Consider the following 17,586-nt stretch of genomic DNA (forward strand, 5'->3'; position numbering starts at 1 on the left):
TTACATGACCAGGGCTTTTTGTGCGGGCGTGTCCACACCGGGACGCCTGAGATTCAAAATATTCCTAATCGCCATGTCAGGCTTCTTTGCCCTCACCCAAACGGCGCTATCCCTCGCCGATACTGCCAATGGAAAAGCCCTCTACTCCCAGCGATGCGCCGTGTGCCACGGAGCAGACATCAAGGGCACCGGGCCGTTGGCCAGGAAAAGCAATCCGCCGACACCTGACCTGACAACCACAGCTTTCAAGAAGCGACTGAGTGATTATCCGGGCGTTATTGTGTCCTCGGTGATACTTCGCCCCAACGGGGATTTGATTCCAAAGACCTTGCGGGAGAATGGCGTGAAGATCCCGCCGCACGCCTGGAGCGTTAACGATTTTCGCGACTTGCACCAATATATGAGCGGTGTGATTTCCCATACGAACAGATAAAAATGGCGACGAATCTATTATCCGGTGGTGAAAAAATAGATCCGTCCCCATTTCTGCGTGCAATCAAAGGACATATGGCTTGAGCATATTTAGAAAGTATCTTTGCCTTGAAGCTTTAATATGGATATATCTCAGCTGTTGGAATGCAACCGTGCCCCTTATTATCGTTCAGCGTGGAAGCTTGTTGGAGCTGGCAACCTATGAAACGGGGCTGGCCCTTGCCGCCGTCATTTCCATACTGTTTTTGGCTTCCCGCGTCGAAGTCATGCGACGCAGCACCGCTCTAAGGATAGGCTGTATCGCCATTGCGTTGACCGGCATCCTGCGCTACGTGTCTGTTTCCGCTTCGTATTCGATAGAGGCTCTGCTGATAATTGACATCCTTGCGGTCGCGGCTTTCGGCGTCGTTCAATCTCTTTTCGGTGTTTATCCGGCTGAAACCGTAGAAAAAGTTCGAATAGAACATGCCTTTCGCATCCGGCGCATCATCGTAACCATAAGTCGCGTTATTGGCCCGCTCCTGGCGGGCGTTGTCATTGGATTGTCTTCCCCACAAGCCTCACTTCTCTTTGCAGCCATTGTGGGTGTGTTCGCAATGGGGTTAGCGTTCGTATTACCGCACAGCGTCAAATCCGACTCGACACAGATAAAATCGCCGGTACAACGAGTTCGGGAAATGTTTTTGGGAATTAGACTTAAATTAATTCTTCCACCTGAAAGATTCCTGACTGTTGCTGGTTTCATGTTGAGCCTGGCTGTTACTGCCACAGTACCCATGCTGATTCCAATTCAAATTCACACCCATAATCTCGCTGAAAGCAGTGTCGGCCTGTTCAACGCCATATTTGCGGGAGGCGCAATCGGTGGCCTGTTATTTTTGAGCCCGTTTGTTGCCAGAAGACACAACCAGCGAAACAAATATATTGGACTCTGGACTTTATTAACCGCCGCCCTCGTCACAGCGGCTCTCTCTGTCGAAGTCTGGCAATTGGCTCCATGCCTCTTTATTGCTGGAGCCTCCAGTGCTTCGCTTTCACTGATCGGGATGGATAAGAGAACTGTCTCGGTGCCGTCTGGAGTTCGTATCAGATTAATGGCCGCCACACTTATTGTCGGCCAACTCGCAAATTCGGCCTCTTATATGATGATGGGAACAACGATGACGCAGTTCGGCACCCATGGTTTGCTATTGGTTTACTGCGCAATTTTTCTGTTTGTCTTGTTTCATGCAGCACTTTCGAAGTCCGTCTGGTTTTTCCTTGAAGATGCAGCAGACTGCGAACTGTTTTATAAAAAGAACCATCCCGGACTGGAGTCGATCATGGTTTCGGTTGCAAAGTGATGAGTGATGATGTTCACCGCCTCGTTGAGGGCCGTGTTTGTTCACGGGTTGGAGACGATATTAAGGGGTGGGATAGTGCTAAAAGATCGGCTAGCTGGACAAACACTGTTGCCGGATTTCGTATGAATACTGTCTGAAACATCAAATCCGTCTACGCTCCAGCCACCCCCCTCTGGAGTGAACGCCATGATCCGCGCCCTGCTCACCGCTTCCCTGCTGCTAGCCATGAGTGTTCCGGCCCATGCGGACGTGACGCCCTTCCCCGCCTCGTTCCGCACTCAGGACATCGCCCTGGAAGGGGCGAAAATCCACACGCGCATCGGCGGCAAAGGCCCGGCGGTGGTGCTGTTGCACGGTTTCGGCGACACCGGGGATATGTGGGCGCCGCTGGCGGCGGATCTGGCGAAGGATCACACCGTGGTGATCGCCGGTGCGGGGCATTGGCTGATGGAGGAAGCGCCAGTGGGAACCACTCAAGCGATTCGCAGGTTTATGGCGCAGTGACTGGCAAGCGGGTTGTTGTCATCGGTGCCGTTCAGCGCATCTCAGGCCACCGAGCTCAATCATTGACTGCATCAATAACAACCATTAACTCAATGAAGTTCTCATATCGAATCCAAAGCGTAGGATCTGCTCCATACCAACCCACTGCACACGGAGTACAGAACCATGAAACGCCAAACCCTTCTCGGTATCGCCTTCTCGCTCTTCGCCCTGAATGCTTTTGCAGCGACTGAAACCGATCCACTGTTCAGCGATGCAGTTGCTGCTGCGACCCAAACTGATCCATTGTTCAGTGACGCTGTTGCCGCGACCGAAACCGATCCGCTGTTCAGTGATGCCGTTGCCGCGACCGAAACCGATCCGCTGTTCAGTGATGCGGTAGCCGAAGGTGGTTCTGACCGTCTGATCGAAAGTCGTAACGCCTGAATGCAGGCTTTTACCGCAGTACCCGACGAAAGCCCGGCCTTATCCGCCGGGCTTTTTCATGTCTGATGGGTATCGCCCTGTCCTTTGTGGCTATGCAGCTTTCACTCCACGCATTTTTTGGGAGTGATGCGAATCACTTCCGCCAGGTTGTCAGCAGGCTGCGAACCGGTACTCAACACCACATCCCGGCGTGCACTCAACTCGATAGGGTATGGCCCGCGCTGCGAAAGCGCCGACCGCGTCCTGGCGGTAAACGCTTCATCGTTTTGCGTATAGAAAATCCACTCCCGCTGGTGTCCACCCGTCACCGTGCAGACCCACTTCGCCAGTCCCTTGTCCTCTACCGCCGGCACTATCAACTTCTCCATTTCAGCCATGCGGATGGCGTCCCCACGCTCCGGTATCACGCCTGTCGATGTGTACTTCCAGACGATCCTGATTTTGAAAGGCAACGCTCGTTTCTCAATCAGCGATATCGAGTCCAGCCCCTTGTAGATCATGGGTGCGGGGGATTCTGGAAAATCGGATGGCTGATAGTTGCTTTCAGAGGCCTCGAGAATTTGCTGCTGTGGGGGATAAACGAATTTGTCGTCGAGAAGCGCTTCGAGCGCCACCCTGCTTTCGCGTTCTCGATTCGCTACACAATTATCGTAATCAACACTTTTGGCCGGACCAGCCTCCAGGCACGCGTCACGCTCGACCGGAGGAGGCGATTTGGAGCTGGAGCAGCCAGCGACGACTACGCTGACTATCGCCATCAAGCGGAAGCGGTTTGTGGCGTGCATCACGCCAAAACCGGACCTCATCAGAGAACGCCCGGTTTTATCAATGACCATGAATAGCTTTCCTTTAAACCTTGACCTGTGGCTGCAAACCAGCTTCGCTGGCTTCAATTTTTATTGCGTCCATGATGTCCTCCTGAAAATAGATCGGCAGGTGTAAAACATCTTCAGGACGTAACAGTTGTCGTCATTGCGAGCATTTTCTGAAGATCGGAGAACCGGCTTAAAGAGGACGCATCTTTTGTCGGGGGAGAAGAAACTGTCACTTCTGTGCCCGACAATACAACTGTCACTCATAAAACTTTCCAGCGAACAGAATCGCTGCACAGCGCTGCCATACATTCGATTGGGCATTATCGTCCAAAGGAGATCGGTTGCTGGCATGCGCCCATGCAGCTGCCGCATCGAGAAACGCATCAACCGTTCCGTTTTCCCATTCCTGGCTATCTGATCGATCTATTGATGAGGGAGCGTTATGTTCCAACAAACGTTCACTGGCAAAATCAGCCCCCAGCGCCTCGACAAATCGAATGAACGACTGCTCATCTCTGACAAGCGCTAACAATTCATCAAGATCTACAGGCGTGTGCATAGGTTTTCCGGGTAAGGCGTTTGAGTGAATGCATGCTGCGACAGGGAAACGCGAACGGTCAACTCAACGTCGGACGTAACGGCACAGTTCCTCCGGCAGAAAGGTCTGCACTTTTGCTACGCTGGCGCACCGCTTGCCCCATGGCACATGGCACATGGCACATGGCAAATGGCAAATGGCAAATGGCAAATGGCACATGGAAATTGCCCCGCACTTCATTCTTCATGAAACCGAGCACTGGATCATCAACCACCATCTGGCCAGTGCACTTCCCGGCTATCTGATGCTGGGGACCAAAATCCAAACCAATTCACTGGCCGAGCTGTCGACAGAGGCACTGGCGGAGCTCGGAGGGCTGCTCGTTCAAATAATCAGTTCATCGAGTCGCCCGCTGCGCTGATCACTCAATCGAAGACGCCATTCAGCACTTCATAAATCAGCCCTGTAGCCAGCGCGACCAGGATCAGATCGGTACCGACCTGCTGCCATTCATAGCCGTCGTAGTGCGGCAGTCTGCCGACCAGTCGACCATCGAGCTTCTTCGCAATCCCTGGCGGCAGCGGTTTGCCCCGCGCCAGGTTCTTCTGAATGCCGGGCGGTAACGCCGGGCCCGGGGTCCAGTAGCCACGATAGCCTTCCACAATCCCGATCACCCCGCCGCGATCGATACTCGGACCGTGCCCCTGATAACCGCCCCCGCCTTTTTTCCCCTGATTGCCATGATCCTGGCTGTTATGCGGATTGCCTTTGCCCTGCCCCTTTCCGTTACCAGGATCGGCCAGCGCGGTCACCGAACTGCACAGCAGCGCAATACAGGTCGTGGTCGCAATCAACGTGCGTAAACCGGACATGAGTCGTTCCTTGAATGAATGGGTGTGTTTGGATTCTAGTCAGTTTTTTTTACAGGCATGGAGAGATGGCCCTGTCATCGCGGTCACGCGGCGACGCATCTGGAAACCGTGAGCCTCAGAACATACGAACGGACACGACTGAGCGGTTTTTTCCGGCTGACTTTGCGTTCGGGGTCGTGAAATCATTCATTTGACTTGCTTGCCTAAGGCAACTATATAGTTGCTTAAAGCAAATATATGAGCATCACGCCATGTCCACGATCACCGACCGCGCCGACATCGTCCGGCAGTTCAACCGTTTCTACACCCATCAGATCGGCGTGTTGCAGGAACACTTGCTGCAAAGCGACTACTCGCTGACCGAGCTGCGCATCCTCTACGAACTCGCGTCCCAGGGCGATCTGACCAGCACCGACCTGCGCCAGATGCTGGGCCTCGACGCGGGCTACATGAGCCGGCTCATCAGCGGTTTCGACAAAAAGGGTCTGATCCAGAAAGTCCCCTCCACCACCGACGCCCGCGCCAGTCAGTTGCACATCACCGACCTCGGCCGCGAGATCCTCGCGCCGCTGGAACAAGCCTCTCGGCAAGAAGTCATCACCCTGCTCGAACGCCTGTCCGAACCGCAGCAACTGCAACTGATCGCTTCCATGAAGCAGATCCAGACGCTGCTCGAGGGCGGCCAGTCGACGACCTACCTGCTACGCGATCCGCAGCCCGGTGACATGGGTCTGGTGGTGCATCAGCAGACTGCGATCTACAGCCGTGAATACGGCTGGAATTCAGAGTTCGAAGCGCTGGTGGCAGAGGTCGTCGCCAAATACCTGCGCGAATTCGACCCCACGGGCGAGCGCTGCTGGATCGCGGAGAAGGACGGCAAGGTGGTGGGTTCGGTGTTCGTCATCCGTCACGACGAAACCACCGCGAAACTGCGCATGCTCTACGTGGATGCCAGTGCGCGGGGTTTGGGGATCGGCAATCGGCTGATCGAGGAATGCCTGCGTTTTGCCCGGGATGTCGGCTACAAAAAGATGATTCTGTGGACCACCAGCAATCTGGTGGATGCCCGCCGGTTATACCAGCGGGCGGGGTTTGAATTGGTCGAGGAAGAGCCGATTCACAGCTTCGGAAAGGAACTGGTGAGTCAGACGTGGGCGATTGAGTTGTAAGGTCTACACCCGCTGTGAGTCGTTGTAGTCAGGCAGGACAATGGCGTCGGCTTTCGGCGGAAGGAATCGCCGAATAGTCTTTTGAGCCCCAGCGCAGTGGCCAACCGAAGCACTGCATCAAGCAAAATGACGATAGACGAGGCGCTTGAATTTAGCCAAGGTGTCGAACGACAGAACCCTAGACCATGAATAACCGGGATGAAAACCGAGCATGCATCGATTAATAGCGAATGGATTTACTGTTATCAGCATTGCAATACTGTTCTCTGGCTGCACTTCATATTCGTCGCAGCCCACAATCAACCAACACGTTGGAGCCGGCAACGCAGAAATCATCTCCAGCTACAGTTACGAAATGGACTCTCCATTGAAAGTTAGTCGCTTTGGCAAGGACACATACGCAGCGACACAAAAAACCATTCCAGATGCAAAAGACGTCAGCTCCAAGCCGACAAATTCGCCTCTCCCTACGTTAGAGATAAAAGTCTCAGAGTTCACGTTTGGTGGTGCTTGCGGACAAGAGTATTTAACCGGTTTGAGTCTTGGTTTGATTCCTAGCTGGTGCACAAGGGAAAATCTGTTCAAGTTTGATTTCACGCTAAACAATGAACATGGCTTTTGCAGGCAAAAAACCTACTCAATAAACGCCACGACATTCTCACATCTGGTCTTGATTCCATTTGCCTTGTTTGAGGCTGACAACCGACCGTTAGCTATTTACCAGGCTGCTCTAAAAGATTTCCTTCAAAAAAGTCAATGCGTAACGCTCTGACATAAAACCGAGGGGGGACTGTTTTTTTCAGAAAGTAGAAAATAAATCAGTCCCCTTTTTCTGGCAGAACGGGGCACAAACCACGGGTGATTGCGCCTGGAACGGCTCAGTGCGGACTGGCGGTCGGACGAACCACGATCTCACTCACATCGACATCATCGGGCTGTTCGATGGCATAGGCGAGCGCTCGCGCAATGGCGTCTGCATTGAGCGCCACACGGCGGAAGGCTTTCATTTCCTCGCGGGCCACCTCATCGGAAATCGTATCGGCCAGTTCGGACTCGACCACACCCGGGCACACCACGGTGACGCGGATCTTGTCCGTTTCCTGGCGCAGACCGTCCGAGATAGCCCTGACCGCGAATTTAGTCGCGCAGTAGACCGCGGCGGTCGGAGAAACCGCGAGGCCACCAATCGACGAGATATTGATGACCTGACCGAAACCCTGCGCCTGCATGTCCGGCAGGACAGCGGCAATACCGTGCAATACGCCACGCACGTTGACATCGAGCATCTGGTTCCATTCGTTGACCTTCAACGAGGCCAGCGGAGACAACGGCATCACGCCCGCGTTATTGATGATCACATCGACCTTGCCATGTTGCGTCTTGGCGAACGCCACGAAGGCGTGCATCGATTGCAGATCCGTAACGTCCAGTGCACAGGCACTTGCTGAACCACCTTCGGCCTGGACCTCGCTGACCAGTTTGTCCAGACGCTCGGTGCGGCGGGCACCGAGGACCACATGCGCGCCTTTGGCGGCGATCAACCTGGCCGCTGCTTCGCCAATACCACTGCTTGCACCGGTAATCAGGACGACTTTGTTTTGAATGTTCGACATATCCGTAGCTCCTGCTGTCTGCATTGAGGTTCAGCACCGACCGCTGAAGACGCGTTCGTTGCTGCGGGGTACGTCGAAAAGATTAAGGGCACGAGCCTCGTCGGCGCGTGCCGAAACCTGCGCCACTTTTGCCTATTCGTGTCTGTGTGCATCGCCTGCAAATTTTTAATGAGGCGCCGCTCAGGCCCCACGGAACTCGCTGGGCGTTACGCCCACTTCACGACGAAATACCTGCGAGAAATGACTGGGGCTCGAGTAGCCGACCTCCAGCCCGACGTCGATGACGCTAAGGCGGGTTTCCAGTAGCAGGTGCCGCGCACGAACCATACGCATGCGAATGAAGTACTGCGATGGCGACAGCCCTGTCGCCCGCTTGAACAGGCGACTGAAGTGGTACTCGCTCAGCTCGGCAAGGCTGGCCAGTTTGGCCAGGCTGAATTCAGCGCTCAGTTGCGCGCGCATGGCGTCCGTGACTTTGCGCAACTTGTAGGCTTGCAAGGCGTTGACCCGACGCCCGGGCTGGCTTTCAGCAAGATAGCTGCGCACCAGATGCACGGCCAGTGCCTGCGCCAGAGAGCGGGCGAAAAGCGCGCTGGGCGAGCGTTCCAGAAGCAATTCGGTGCGCAACTGCTCCATGACAAACGCGACGCGCCCGTCCCGTGCCCCTGAAACATCGCGTAACCGCACAGGCCCGGCGTGCTGGCCCGACAGCTCTCGAGACGCTTGCTCGATCAAGGGCAGCCCCAGATAAAGATGCATGACTTCGAAGGTATCGCCTCCGTGCGTCTGCCAGCGCATTTCATACGGCTCATCGGAACTGGTGAGGAAAAAATCGCCGGCACTGACATCTGCAGCTTCCCACTCGCCACCCAATGCGCGCTCCTCTACCGTCGCCGCCCCGGCCAGAACCAGAACGAGCAGCGGTTCCACCACTGCAGGCACGAGAATCGGCTCAGTAACGCTGCGATGGGTAAACAGCTGAATCACCACGTCCGTGATTTCCGGGCGCGAGGGTAACGCCTGGGGTTCACTTGGCAGGAACTCACCCATCGACTCGCCGTTGATGCGCAAGTCTCGAGAGGATGTCGACAACGCGTCCTGGGAGGTACGCCCGGTATTTGCCATGAACTCGTCCTTTTCAGATTCGGCTGTGCGAAGCCAGACAGGTCTCGGATGCTTGCCCGCACGCCGCGTCACGGAGACCGGCTCGATGATATCGGGCTTTTCCCGTGGGTTGAATCGAGCACCAAGCCTCGCTCACTGACATTCAGCGCAAAACCCCGACAGCATGGGCAATCTCACGAAAGCCGACCTCACTCCGCTGCGAGACAGTAGGCCCGTCGCCGATGAAAGCGCCTCGCCGGCGCCAACACGGCTTATCCCTACTCGATCAAAAACGCTGGAGAACATCATGACCGACTTCAAGAACAGCACCCCAAACGAAGTGGCCGGTAAAGTCGCGCTGGTCACTGGCGCGGCCAGTGGCATCGGCAAGGCCATCGCACTGCTGCTGCATGCCCGCGGCGCCCAGGTCATTGCTGAAGATATAAACCCTGAAGTGGAAGCACTGGCCCGCCCCGGCCTGATCCCCCTGGTGGCCGACATCACTCAGGACGGGGCCGCCGAACGCGCGGTCGCCCTGGCCGTCGAGCAATTCGGGCGGCTGGACATTCTGGTCAACAACGCCGGCATCATCATCAACAAACTGGTCATCGACATGACCCGCGAAGACTGGGAACGCATTCAGGCGGTCAACGCCACGGCGGCCTTTTTGCATAGCCGGGAGGCGGTCAAAGCGATGATGCCCAACAAGTCCGGATCGATCGTCAACATCGCGTCCTACGCCTCCTATTTCGCCTTCCCCACCATTGCCGCCTACACCGCCTCCAAAGGCGCGCTGGCCCAACTGACGCGCACCCTGGCGCTTGAGGTCATTGGCCACGGCATCCGCGTCAATGCTGTCGGTGTCGGCGATGTGGTGACCAATATCCTCAACAATGTGGTCGACGATGGCCCTGCCTTTCTCGCCCAACATGGCGAAGCGGCGCCGATCGGCCGCGCCGCCCAACCGGAAGAAATCGCCGAAGTGGTCGCGTTCATCGCCTCGGATCGGGCCAGCTTCATGGTCGGTTCGGTGGTCATGGCCGACGGCGGCATGACGGTCACGGCCGGCTGAGCCGCAGCACAAACGCGCCGCAGGACATGCCCGACCAGCCCGAGAGGATCAGGCAAATCTGCGGCAGTTTCGTCCTAACACCGCTGCGCTCGGCTACGTAATCTGAAAGCACGCAACGGATGCACACACAGGCCACGGCAGGCCGCTCAGATGAACAACGTCAATGAGGACTGAATAATGAAAAACGCAAAACGGCTTTCCCTTTCACTGGTGATCGGCGCGATGGTGGCCTGCGCGATCAACCTTTCCTCGACCAGCCTGTACTTGGCCGCTGACGGTGCTGATCGAACTCCCGGCATGCGCGTGAGTGAAGGCGGCAGTGACCGCACTCCAGGGTTCCGCGTTGCCGCAGATGGTTCGGACCGCACGCCAGGCATGCGCGTCACTGAAGGCGGCAGTGATCGCACTCCAGGGTTCCGCGTTGCCGCAGATGGTTCGGACCGCACGCCAGGCATGCGCGTAACTGAAGGTGGCAGTGATCGCACTCCGGGTTTTCGCGTTGCCGAAAACGGCTCTGATCGCACGGCTTTGGGCCGTATCGGCTCAGTCTGAAAATCCGAGGAAAAAAGTGATGAAAGATGCCAAAAAAACCACTCAGGACCATCGTTACGCAGGCATGTGGGTCACCGCGGATGGATTCATCCGTCATGAGCTTCTGACGACTGGTCGTTACGACGAGGCCCGTGGTAAAAACACGAGCGCCTATCAGGGCCGTTACGAACTGGTCGGTGATTACATCCAGTACTGGGACGACACCGGCTTCACCGCTGATGGCCACTTTCATGACGACGTGCTGTATCACGCCGGAATGATCCTCTATCGGCAATGAGTACTTTGATGATGTCGGGTGAATATCGTCTGCCTGAAAAGCTTCAGGCAGACGCTCATGAACACTTGTGAGAGCCTTGAAATGGAACAGAGCGATGCTTTCATCCTTCAAAACACAGCCGTCTACCGTGACGAACTGGTTCGCCTGCTGACGCAACGCTTTACCACACCCGGGATCTATGAGACCGCCATAGCTCCCCTGCATGTCATCCGTTTCGATGCACCTTCGGAGCTGATCCATACCGTGCACAAACCGGCACTTTGCCTGATCGTGCAAGGGCAAAAGGAAATCGGCCTGAGTGACGACCACTACCTGTACGACCCCCTCAGCTACCTGGTGGTTTCGGTCACCCTTCCGGTGTCCGGTCGCGTGCTGATGGCGAGCCCGGAGGCGCCCTACCTGTGTATCCGGTTTGATTTCGAGCCCACGGAAATCGCTCAGGTCATCGCCGACGCTCCGCCGGCAGGTGTCCCGGACGAGCCGGAGCTTGGTCTTTTCCTCGAGAAAGTCGATGTGCCCCTGCTGGAAACAATGCTGCGGCTGGTTCGGCTGCTGGAAACACCGAAAGACATCGGCATGCTGGCACCGCTCGCCCTTCGCGAGTTGTATTACCGCCTCCTGCGAGGCGTGCACGGCCGTCGTCTGTACGAGCTTGCCCTCGGCGACTCGCAAACACGGCGAGTAACACGGGCAATCGATTGGTTGAACAACCACTACACCCAACCCTTGCGCATCGAAGAACTCGCCCGGGTCGCCAACTTGGGCAACTCCACATTGCATCATCGTTTCAAGGCGGTGACTGCCATGAGCCCGCTGCAGTATCAGAAACAACTGCGCCTGCAGGAAGCCCGCCGGCTGTTGCTCGGCGAAGGGCTGGATGTGGCGAGCGCCTGTTATCGAGTGGGCTACGAAAGCCCGTCGCAATTCAGCCGGGAATACAGTCGCCAGTTCGGGTGCCCGCCCTCCAGAGATGCCAGCCGGGTTCGGAATCCTGCTTGAATGCCTGGCCAGAGCCAGTCCAGAGCAGCAGAGCGCCGGGGAAAGATCCAAGACACCGGTTATTGAAGGAACCATCGGAGGTTGTTTAAGGGCTTTGGCCTTTGCTGTTTAAAGACACTCAGCGTTACTTCCTCAAGGCTACAACGCCTTGCGTCATTGCCTACGACTACGCCAGAATCCGCCGGCTTGTGCGTCTGGGACGCGGGTTTTATCGTTTCCGGGTCACTGAAAAACAGTGATCGGGTTTGGTAGCCCGCTTCGTTCTAGACTCATGGCGTCACCGTGTGCAGCCCTTTCTCTGGGCTCGGATTTCATGGTGGTCATGCGTGGGGCTCATTCGTGGGCGCCGGGTTCTAGTGCGACCGGTCTACCAACCCGCGTATGGCCGCCACCCAACGTTTGGTAGCGAAGGGTGATGGTTCCTTTTGGTAATCGCGCTAGAGGATTCATCCATGTTCAAACCAACACCCAACCCACCAGAAACCGATCCAGTCTCCCCCTACAAATTCCCCGACTCCCGAACCCTCAACGAAGCCGCCGAACGCGCCCTCGATCACTACCTGACTCCGCAGCAACGGATCATGGGCAGCCACCACAAACACGACCCCATGTATCTGGCCAATCCGGCCTACGACACTGAATCCCTTCTCGCCAACGCTAGCGAATCACTGGGATCGGCGAGTGAAATGCTTAATAACTTTGCGGCCACGCTGGAGCCCGCCCATCGCAAGACCGCAATCGGGATCGCGCAATTGGTGATGTTGAGTGAGTTGGCGGTGAATCAGGCGTTGGATCATGTTGAGGTGAAGAGCTAAGCGTTTGCCCTTTGCGACAGAATAGTTCGCGGGTAAAGACGGCATGAGCGTTGGCCGTAGCTGCCACGATGAATGGCAGCTATCGGCCAAAAACGGACGGCCACATAGCAGCTTAGTGGACATCCATTTGAGGTTTTAAGATGTCTACGAAAGCGGGGACTATTCAGGAGTTATGAGCCCATCAACCATTCGCAAACGCCCGCTGTTGACCAGAACAACAATCCTTTCGTCAACCATTCCAGTTATCTTCGCCGTTGCCCGTCCAAAGCCCAGAAGCGCTAGCGCTCCTGAAATAACTTCATCCCGACTCATCGAGAATCCTAGGGTGACCGTTTCTACAAGCGCCTGATCAAGCTCTTCCGGGGCGACCCATTCCACCTTACGCTCCGAAGATTCAAAATGGGCCCGGTTACGAATAGGGATAGCTTTGTTTTCAGCTGAATACATAAAGCCACCTCGCCCGTGGAATAACCTGTGCTGCACACCAAGACGGATAGCCTGCTCGACCGCATTAGTAATCCTCGCACCGGCCCTTGTCACGCCGAACGCCTCCATGAGTCGGCGGGTGACTTCGGTGGTGTGCACCGGAGCTTCGACCTCGACCACAGTACGAATCATCTGCATTAGGTGCTCTGTTTTTTCCTGATGCAACTCATTCAGCGAAACTACGGCTGCCAAGCGAGCTTTCACGTATTGCCTGCTTGCATTCGGCATGGTTTCAGCGGCCGCCTCATCCCTAAAAATCTCATGCTTCGGTTCTGGAACCACCTGGGGAGGCGCATGCCGCCCCTCGGCGATCCTGGCACGAGCGGCTTCGATCGCGGCAACGACACGTGTAGTTTCCTGCTGAGGATTGCGGAACCAGTCCGTGCTCCAGATCCGGTGGAAGTTCCAGCCTAACCCCTCCAGCACTCCCTGGCGCAGGCGATCACGATCACGCGCCGATCGTGCGCTGTGATAGGCCGCGCCATCGCATTCGATCGCCAGGACATAGCGCCCCAGATACTCGGGATCCTTGACGGCAATATCGATGAAGTAACCTGCGGTTCCTACCTGCGGCTCTACCACATAGTTTCGCTCTCTCAGCGCCTCGATCACTTCCAATTCGAAGGGCGAATCTGCTGCTTTACCGGTCTCGCACGCGACTTCGAGTTCGCCTGTCTCAGCATACTTGAGGAAGTTCTTCAGCGCCCTAACGCCTTGGGGAGCATTAGCGTCGAGTTCAAGTTCTTCGGCCTTAAAGTTGCTGAACACGCGCATAGCCAGTTTGGCCCGGGTGATCAGAACATTGAGGCGACGGTGGCCACCCTCCCGGTTTACCGGACCGAATTCTTTGGCGATGCGGCCGGATTCATTACGCCCATACCCGATGCTGATGAATATCTTGTCCCGCTCATCACCTTGTATGTTTTCCAAGTTCTTGACGAAAAATGGTTCACTTCCTTGGGCGGTAAAGAACGCTTCCGCTTCCGGCGACTGACGACGCAGCAACTCGATTTCCACCTGGATCAGATCACGCTGCGCCACACTAAAAGCAGCCACTCCCAGCGATAAGTCGGGCGTGCGGATCGCGTGCTCCATGACAGCATTCGCGACAGCCTTCGCCTCCCCCTTGTTCGTGCGGGTACGCCCCCGGTCGTAGAGTGCCTCGGGCAAGTAATCGAAGCTGATACCCGTGGCGTGGGGATGCTGCCCCGCCGATGGGAAGACCACCAATTTACTCTCGTAAAACTCGACGTTAGAAACCGCGATCAACGACTCGTGCCGGCTCCGATAGTGCCAGCGCAAATAGCGCTCCTGACTACCGGCGGCCTTGAACATGCTCAAAATACTCTCAATGTCGGCGGTAGCACCCTCTTCGTCGTCCATCTCGACATCACGACTGAAGAAATCGGTAGGTGGCATCTGGCGAGTGTCACCCACGACCACGACCTGCTTGCCGCGCATGATGGCGCCAAATGCATCGACGGCTTTCACTTGCGAAGCTTCGTCGAACACCACCACGTCGAATTCGACTTTGCCTGGCGGGAGGAAGTTGGCGATAGACATGGGGCTCATCATGAACACCGGTTTAATTTGCTGGATCGCTCGCCCCGCCTTCTCGATCATTTGCCGGATCGGCATATGGCGGCGCTTTTTGTTCAGCTCGGCTCGCAATACCGCCATCTCCCCGGGCTGATTAATATTGGGCATCCCCTCCCATGCCTGCTTGGCCAGGGATGTCTGGGCGTGGTTGAGGGAGGCGAGATCGAGTGACTTGAAGCGCGCGATCTGGTGCTCATGCTTGATCCGGTCGAACTGCTGAAGCGTGGGGTTGTGGGCGTACACCGATTGCACCAGACCTGCGTACCAGGAGAGATCCAGAATGGCAGTCAGACTTTCGTGCTGGTCACTGCTGATGGCAATGCCGAGCAGCTCCCCCAAGTTGGCAGTAAGCATCTGCCCCGCGAGCACGTTGAATCGTGAAATCTGATAGAGCGCGGTGAGATTGCCCTGCCATTCCAGCAGACGCGCTTCCAGAGTAGCCAGAGAGAGCTTCCTAACATCAGCCTTAACGTTCTCCTCCTGCATGCCGGTCACTTCCAGCGAATCTCGAATCGCTTTGTCCAGACCGCTTACATGCTGCTCTACATCAGCGACCGCTGCGCCTAACCCTGTGGCATCGGCATGTCCGGCCAAGAAGGCGATGATGCCCTGCGGGATCTGTCCATGGCCTAAGTCGTCATGCAATTGGATCACCCAGGCACTCAGGCGCTCAAGTACCGGCCAATCGGTCTTCTGCCGCTGCCACTGGGCGCCAAACAGCGCGCTTCCCAAGGCTTCATGCTGGTCATACACCTTCTTGTTCTGCTGGTAGGTCAAAACCGAGTCGACCAGTTCCAGCATGCCTGCATTACTTTTAGGCAACACCTCGCGGACCAGCCCTTGCAGTCGAGTACGCGAGGCGCGAAAGCGTCCGGAAAAGACTCTCCACCACTTATCGCCGTAGGCCTGCAGATTCTGGCGAACCTCTAGGAGATCTTGGTCCCAAGCCGCATCGATCAACTGTTTGTCGAGCAGATCACGACAGGCAGACATCTTCTCGCCCGCCTCGAGCAAATCGCGAATGGAGTCGCGACGCGACTGCCATTCCCCCGTGGAAATCTTGATACCATCAAGTCGCGGGGCCTCCGCCGCACGGCGTGCAGCGCGGCAGACTACATCGACGTCTGCCAAGGTGGCCGGCTGGGTAAGCATCAATCGCTCGGAGAGCGCGGTTGTGGAGGATTGCAAGGCATTGAGGTGAGAGATCGCCGACTGCAACGCGTCATTAGCAGTGCTTTGTTCGATGGGAGAGAAGAAGGTGCGCTGGCTGCCCCAGAATGGGTTGCGATCCGGTCGCCCCATCGAGTTGAGGTGGAGCACCAGTTCTTCGACCAGCTCTCGCTGTTTTTGCTGTTGAGTGAAACTCCAGCCGGCCATTGGCCCAAACGGGATCACAGGTAGTCCCGGATGAACTCTCTTCAGCTTCAGATAGCGACCAAGTACGTCGAGAAAGGGCAAACCACTCGCCCCGGCCGACGCGCTGACGGCTTCGCAGTAGTTATTAAGGGAATCCTGCAGCTCTTTCAGGCTGGCTAGGTCTCCCTCTGCGCCTTTTGTCATGGGTCGCCCTTGGTTCAGAGTTCGCCCCAACTCCTTGAGCACGGACTGCTTTGTGGATTTATGGGAATGCAGCTCTAGCACTGCGTCGCCGAGATGACTTTCATCTAGACGGCGCTTCACCACCTCCAGGGCCGCCATTTTCTCGGCAACGAAAAGTACCGTTTTCTTTTGCCCGATAAGCTCGGCGATGATGTTGGTAATCGTCTGGGACTTGCCGGTACCCGGTGGGCCCTGAATGACTAGGTTGGAGCCATCGCGCACTTCCAGGATTGCTTCAGTCTGGCTGCTGTCGGCGTCCTTGACGAAACGGACCTCACCCGGCTTGATCACCGAGTCGATATTCACATCCTCTGAATATGCCGCACGCAGATCGCCGAAGCCCGAGCCCAGCAAGCGCTTCATCACCGGGTTGGCATCGGGTTGTTTGTCTTCTGGCCAACTTTTCGGATCGAGATCCTTGAACATCAGGAACTTGCCGAACGAGAAAAAGCCGAGTGCAATTTCGTTACTGGCAACATTCCATCTCGGTTGTTTGCTGACCACAGCCGCGACATCGCTGAAAAAGCGATCAAGGCTCCTGTCGTCAGTTTCGAAGATGTCTTCGTCGAATGCACAAGAACTCAGGTCCAAGCCAAAATCGGTCTTGAGTTTGGCGACTAAGGATAAGTTCGGCATCAACTCGTCACCGGAGTATCTCAGCTTGAACGCATCCTTGGCCCCACTGCGTTCAAGGGTGACGGGCAGCAGGATCAAAGGCGCCTTGCGTAGGTTTTCTGAGCTGTCGGCCTCGTACCACTGCAGAAAGCCAAGAGACAGGAACAGCGTGTTGACGCCCTGTTCCTCGATAAATCCTTTGGCCTCGGTATGGATTTTCAATAGTTGGAGGAAAAGCCGATCATCTTCGATGGCAGTCTGTAAACGCGTATCGAGATGACGGCGAGCCTTGCCCGTTTCATCCTCGTCGGCGTCGCCAGTGGCAGCGTTCCAGTCCAGACTATCGAGCTCATACAACAACTCTTCATCGCCAGGGGTATCACCATCTTCCCCAACCTCCTCTGCCGACTTGGAAGCCTTGACTAGTTCCGCCAGTTTCTTGCGAGCCATTGGCGCAAAGGTCATGGCCTTTTCCTGACGATAGAGGATCTTGAAGACCTCTTCGGACTGCTCATCGACCACCATCAAGGTCTTGGCGGTCTTGCGGAAATTAAGCATGTTGTTGCGAAGCCCGATATCCAGAAGCTCTTTGCGACTGCTCTGTAGCTTCTGGCCGATCACTGCATTCATAAGAAAACCTGCTATCTGAATTTGCACATCAACGGTTTTGATCGTGTCCGCGGCCTGGAAAGATGCTGATAGATAACTATCCCACCTTGGCGCTATCCCCGTAGGTTTGGCCTCAAGTCTAGCGAG

The 17,586-nt window shown here is 56.1% G+C and carries 16 protein-coding genes and 2 pseudogenes; 12 read left to right on the forward strand and 6 right to left on the reverse strand.

All coding sequences use genetic code 11. From position 1 onward, the window contains the following. Positions 1-73: 73 nt before the first annotated feature. The 4 genes and pseudogenes from ACTJK9_RS01755 (at position 74) to ACTJK9_RS01770 (ending at position 2,705) form a co-directional block, all read left to right on the forward strand. Positions 74-433, forward strand: coding sequence for a c-type cytochrome (locus ACTJK9_RS01755; protein ID WP_143492923.1), 360 nt, complete (start codon positions 74-76; stop codon positions 431-433). 151 nt (positions 434-584) lie between these two features. Beyond that, positions 585-1,775, forward strand: a complete 1,191-nt coding sequence (locus ACTJK9_RS01760) for an MFS transporter (RefSeq protein ID WP_440811623.1) — start codon at positions 585-587, stop codon at positions 1,773-1,775. 186 nt (positions 1,776-1,961) lie between these two features. Continuing rightward, positions 1,962-2,201: pseudogene (locus tag ACTJK9_RS01765) on the forward strand (alpha/beta fold hydrolase); the annotation flags it as partial. A gap of 243 nt (positions 2,202-2,444) precedes the next feature. Beyond that, complete coding sequence (locus tag ACTJK9_RS01770) at positions 2,445-2,705, forward strand: hypothetical protein (RefSeq protein WP_440811626.1); 261 nt, start codon at positions 2,445-2,447, stop codon at positions 2,703-2,705. Between the two features lie 101 nt (positions 2,706-2,806). Here ACTJK9_RS01770 and ACTJK9_RS01775 read toward each other — a convergent pair whose 3' ends face one another. Together ACTJK9_RS01775 and ACTJK9_RS01780 are read right to left on the reverse strand one after the other, a co-directional pair. Then, on the reverse strand, positions 2,807-3,541 hold the full coding sequence (locus ACTJK9_RS01775; RefSeq protein ID WP_085611823.1) for a DUF695 domain-containing protein: 735 nt from the start codon (positions 3,539-3,541) through the stop codon (positions 2,807-2,809). A gap of 235 nt (positions 3,542-3,776) precedes the next feature. Beyond that, positions 3,777-4,079: a DUF7660 family protein gene (locus ACTJK9_RS01780; RefSeq protein ID WP_085611824.1), complete on the reverse strand. Its 303-nt coding sequence runs from the start codon at positions 4,077-4,079 to the stop codon at positions 3,777-3,779. Positions 4,080-4,275: 196 nt separating this feature from the next. Here ACTJK9_RS01780 and ACTJK9_RS01785 point away from each other — a divergent pair. Beyond that, positions 4,276-4,449, forward strand: a pseudogene (locus tag ACTJK9_RS01785) (HIT family protein); the annotation flags it as partial. A gap of 34 nt (positions 4,450-4,483) precedes the next feature. On the opposite strand, the gene ACTJK9_RS01790 reads toward ACTJK9_RS01785, so the two are convergent. After that, positions 4,484-4,930, reverse strand: coding sequence for an anti-virulence regulator CigR family protein (locus ACTJK9_RS01790; protein WP_085611825.1), 447 nt, complete (start codon positions 4,928-4,930; stop codon positions 4,484-4,486). 251 nt (positions 4,931-5,181) lie between these two features. Between ACTJK9_RS01790 and ACTJK9_RS01795 the strand changes: the two genes are divergently transcribed. Together ACTJK9_RS01795 and ACTJK9_RS01800 are read left to right on the forward strand one after the other, a co-directional pair. Further along, positions 5,182-6,099 (forward strand): bifunctional helix-turn-helix transcriptional regulator/GNAT family N-acetyltransferase, encoded by a 918-nt coding sequence (locus ACTJK9_RS01795; protein WP_440811630.1) that lies wholly within the window; start codon positions 5,182-5,184, stop codon positions 6,097-6,099. Positions 6,100-6,310: 211 nt separating this feature from the next. After that, positions 6,311-6,871, forward strand: coding sequence for a hypothetical protein (locus ACTJK9_RS01800; RefSeq protein WP_440811633.1), 561 nt, complete (start codon positions 6,311-6,313; stop codon positions 6,869-6,871). 106 nt (positions 6,872-6,977) lie between these two features. Here the strand turns inward: ACTJK9_RS01800 and ACTJK9_RS01805 are convergent, their stop codons facing one another. Next, positions 6,978-7,712 (reverse strand): SDR family oxidoreductase, encoded by a 735-nt coding sequence (locus ACTJK9_RS01805; RefSeq protein WP_440811636.1) that lies wholly within the window; start codon positions 7,710-7,712, stop codon positions 6,978-6,980. Positions 7,713-7,892: 180 nt separating this feature from the next. Further along, positions 7,893-8,837, reverse strand: coding sequence for a helix-turn-helix domain-containing protein (locus tag ACTJK9_RS01810; RefSeq protein WP_440811639.1), 945 nt, complete (start codon positions 8,835-8,837; stop codon positions 7,893-7,895). A gap of 286 nt (positions 8,838-9,123) precedes the next feature. Between ACTJK9_RS01810 and ACTJK9_RS01815 the strand changes: the two genes are divergently transcribed. From ACTJK9_RS01815 to ACTJK9_RS01835, 5 genes are all read left to right on the forward strand, one after another. Beyond that, entirely contained in the window at positions 9,124-9,888 is a 765-nt protein-coding gene (locus ACTJK9_RS01815; protein WP_039773162.1) for an SDR family NAD(P)-dependent oxidoreductase, read from the forward strand. Between the two features lie 177 nt (positions 9,889-10,065). Continuing rightward, positions 10,066-10,440 carry a hypothetical protein gene (locus ACTJK9_RS01820; RefSeq protein WP_085611829.1) on the forward strand — a complete coding sequence of 125 codons (375 nt, stop codon included), beginning with the start codon at positions 10,066-10,068 and terminating at the stop codon, positions 10,438-10,440. Between the two features lie 19 nt (positions 10,441-10,459). Next, positions 10,460-10,717, forward strand: coding sequence for an Atu4866 domain-containing protein (locus tag ACTJK9_RS01825; RefSeq protein WP_440811644.1), 258 nt, complete (start codon positions 10,460-10,462; stop codon positions 10,715-10,717). A gap of 81 nt (positions 10,718-10,798) precedes the next feature. Continuing rightward, positions 10,799-11,716, forward strand: a complete 918-nt coding sequence (locus tag ACTJK9_RS01830) for an AraC family transcriptional regulator (protein ID WP_085611830.1) — start codon at positions 10,799-10,801, stop codon at positions 11,714-11,716. Between the two features lie 452 nt (positions 11,717-12,168). After that, complete coding sequence (locus tag ACTJK9_RS01835) at positions 12,169-12,531, forward strand: DUF6124 family protein (RefSeq protein ID WP_240865021.1); 363 nt, start codon at positions 12,169-12,171, stop codon at positions 12,529-12,531. A 159-nt stretch (positions 12,532-12,690) separates the two neighbouring features. Here ACTJK9_RS01835 and ACTJK9_RS01840 read toward each other — a convergent pair whose 3' ends face one another. Then, entirely contained in the window at positions 12,691-17,460 is a 4,770-nt protein-coding gene (locus ACTJK9_RS01840) for a DUF3320 domain-containing protein (protein ID WP_440811647.1), read from the reverse strand. Positions 17,461-17,586: the final 126 nt, after the last annotated feature.

Origin of the sequence: Pseudomonas sp. 22082 (assembly GCF_052046055.1) — a bacterium.
Classification (GTDB): domain Bacteria; phylum Pseudomonadota; class Gammaproteobacteria; order Pseudomonadales; family Pseudomonadaceae; genus Aquipseudomonas; species Aquipseudomonas pharyngis.

Excerpts from the sequence above, each read along its gene's own strand:
- ACTJK9_RS01755 (WP_143492923.1), top strand. The coding sequence starts at position 74 with ATGTCAGGCTTCTTTGCCCTCACCCAAACGGCGCTATCCCTCGCCGAT.
- ACTJK9_RS01770 (WP_440811626.1), top strand. The coding sequence starts at position 2,445 with ATGAAACGCCAAACCCTTCTCGGTATCGCCTTCTCGCTCTTCGCCCTG.
- ACTJK9_RS01775 (WP_085611823.1), bottom strand. The coding sequence starts at position 3,541 with ATGGTCATTGATAAAACCGGGCGTTCTCTGATGAGGTCCGGTTTTGGC.
- ACTJK9_RS01780 (WP_085611824.1), bottom strand. The coding sequence starts at position 4,079 with ATGCACACGCCTGTAGATCTTGATGAATTGTTAGCGCTTGTCAGAGAT.
- ACTJK9_RS01790 (WP_085611825.1), bottom strand. The coding sequence starts at position 4,930 with ATGTCCGGTTTACGCACGTTGATTGCGACCACGACCTGTATTGCGCTG.
- ACTJK9_RS01795 (WP_440811630.1), top strand. The coding sequence starts at position 5,182 with ATGTCCACGATCACCGACCGCGCCGACATCGTCCGGCAGTTCAACCGT.
- ACTJK9_RS01800 (WP_440811633.1), top strand. The coding sequence starts at position 6,311 with ATGCATCGATTAATAGCGAATGGATTTACTGTTATCAGCATTGCAATA.
- ACTJK9_RS01805 (WP_440811636.1), bottom strand. The coding sequence starts at position 7,712 with ATGTCGAACATTCAAAACAAAGTCGTCCTGATTACCGGTGCAAGCAGT.
- ACTJK9_RS01810 (WP_440811639.1), bottom strand. The coding sequence starts at position 8,837 with ATGGCAAATACCGGGCGTACCTCCCAGGACGCGTTGTCGACATCCTCT.
- ACTJK9_RS01815 (WP_039773162.1), top strand. The coding sequence starts at position 9,124 with ATGACCGACTTCAAGAACAGCACCCCAAACGAAGTGGCCGGTAAAGTC.
- ACTJK9_RS01820 (WP_085611829.1), top strand. The coding sequence starts at position 10,066 with ATGAAAAACGCAAAACGGCTTTCCCTTTCACTGGTGATCGGCGCGATG.
- ACTJK9_RS01825 (WP_440811644.1), top strand. The coding sequence starts at position 10,460 with ATGAAAGATGCCAAAAAAACCACTCAGGACCATCGTTACGCAGGCATG.
- ACTJK9_RS01830 (WP_085611830.1), top strand. The coding sequence starts at position 10,799 with ATGGAACAGAGCGATGCTTTCATCCTTCAAAACACAGCCGTCTACCGT.
- ACTJK9_RS01835 (WP_240865021.1), top strand. The coding sequence starts at position 12,169 with ATGTTCAAACCAACACCCAACCCACCAGAAACCGATCCAGTCTCCCCC.
- ACTJK9_RS01840 (WP_440811647.1), bottom strand. The coding sequence starts at position 17,460 with ATGAATGCAGTGATCGGCCAGAAGCTACAGAGCAGTCGCAAAGAGCTT.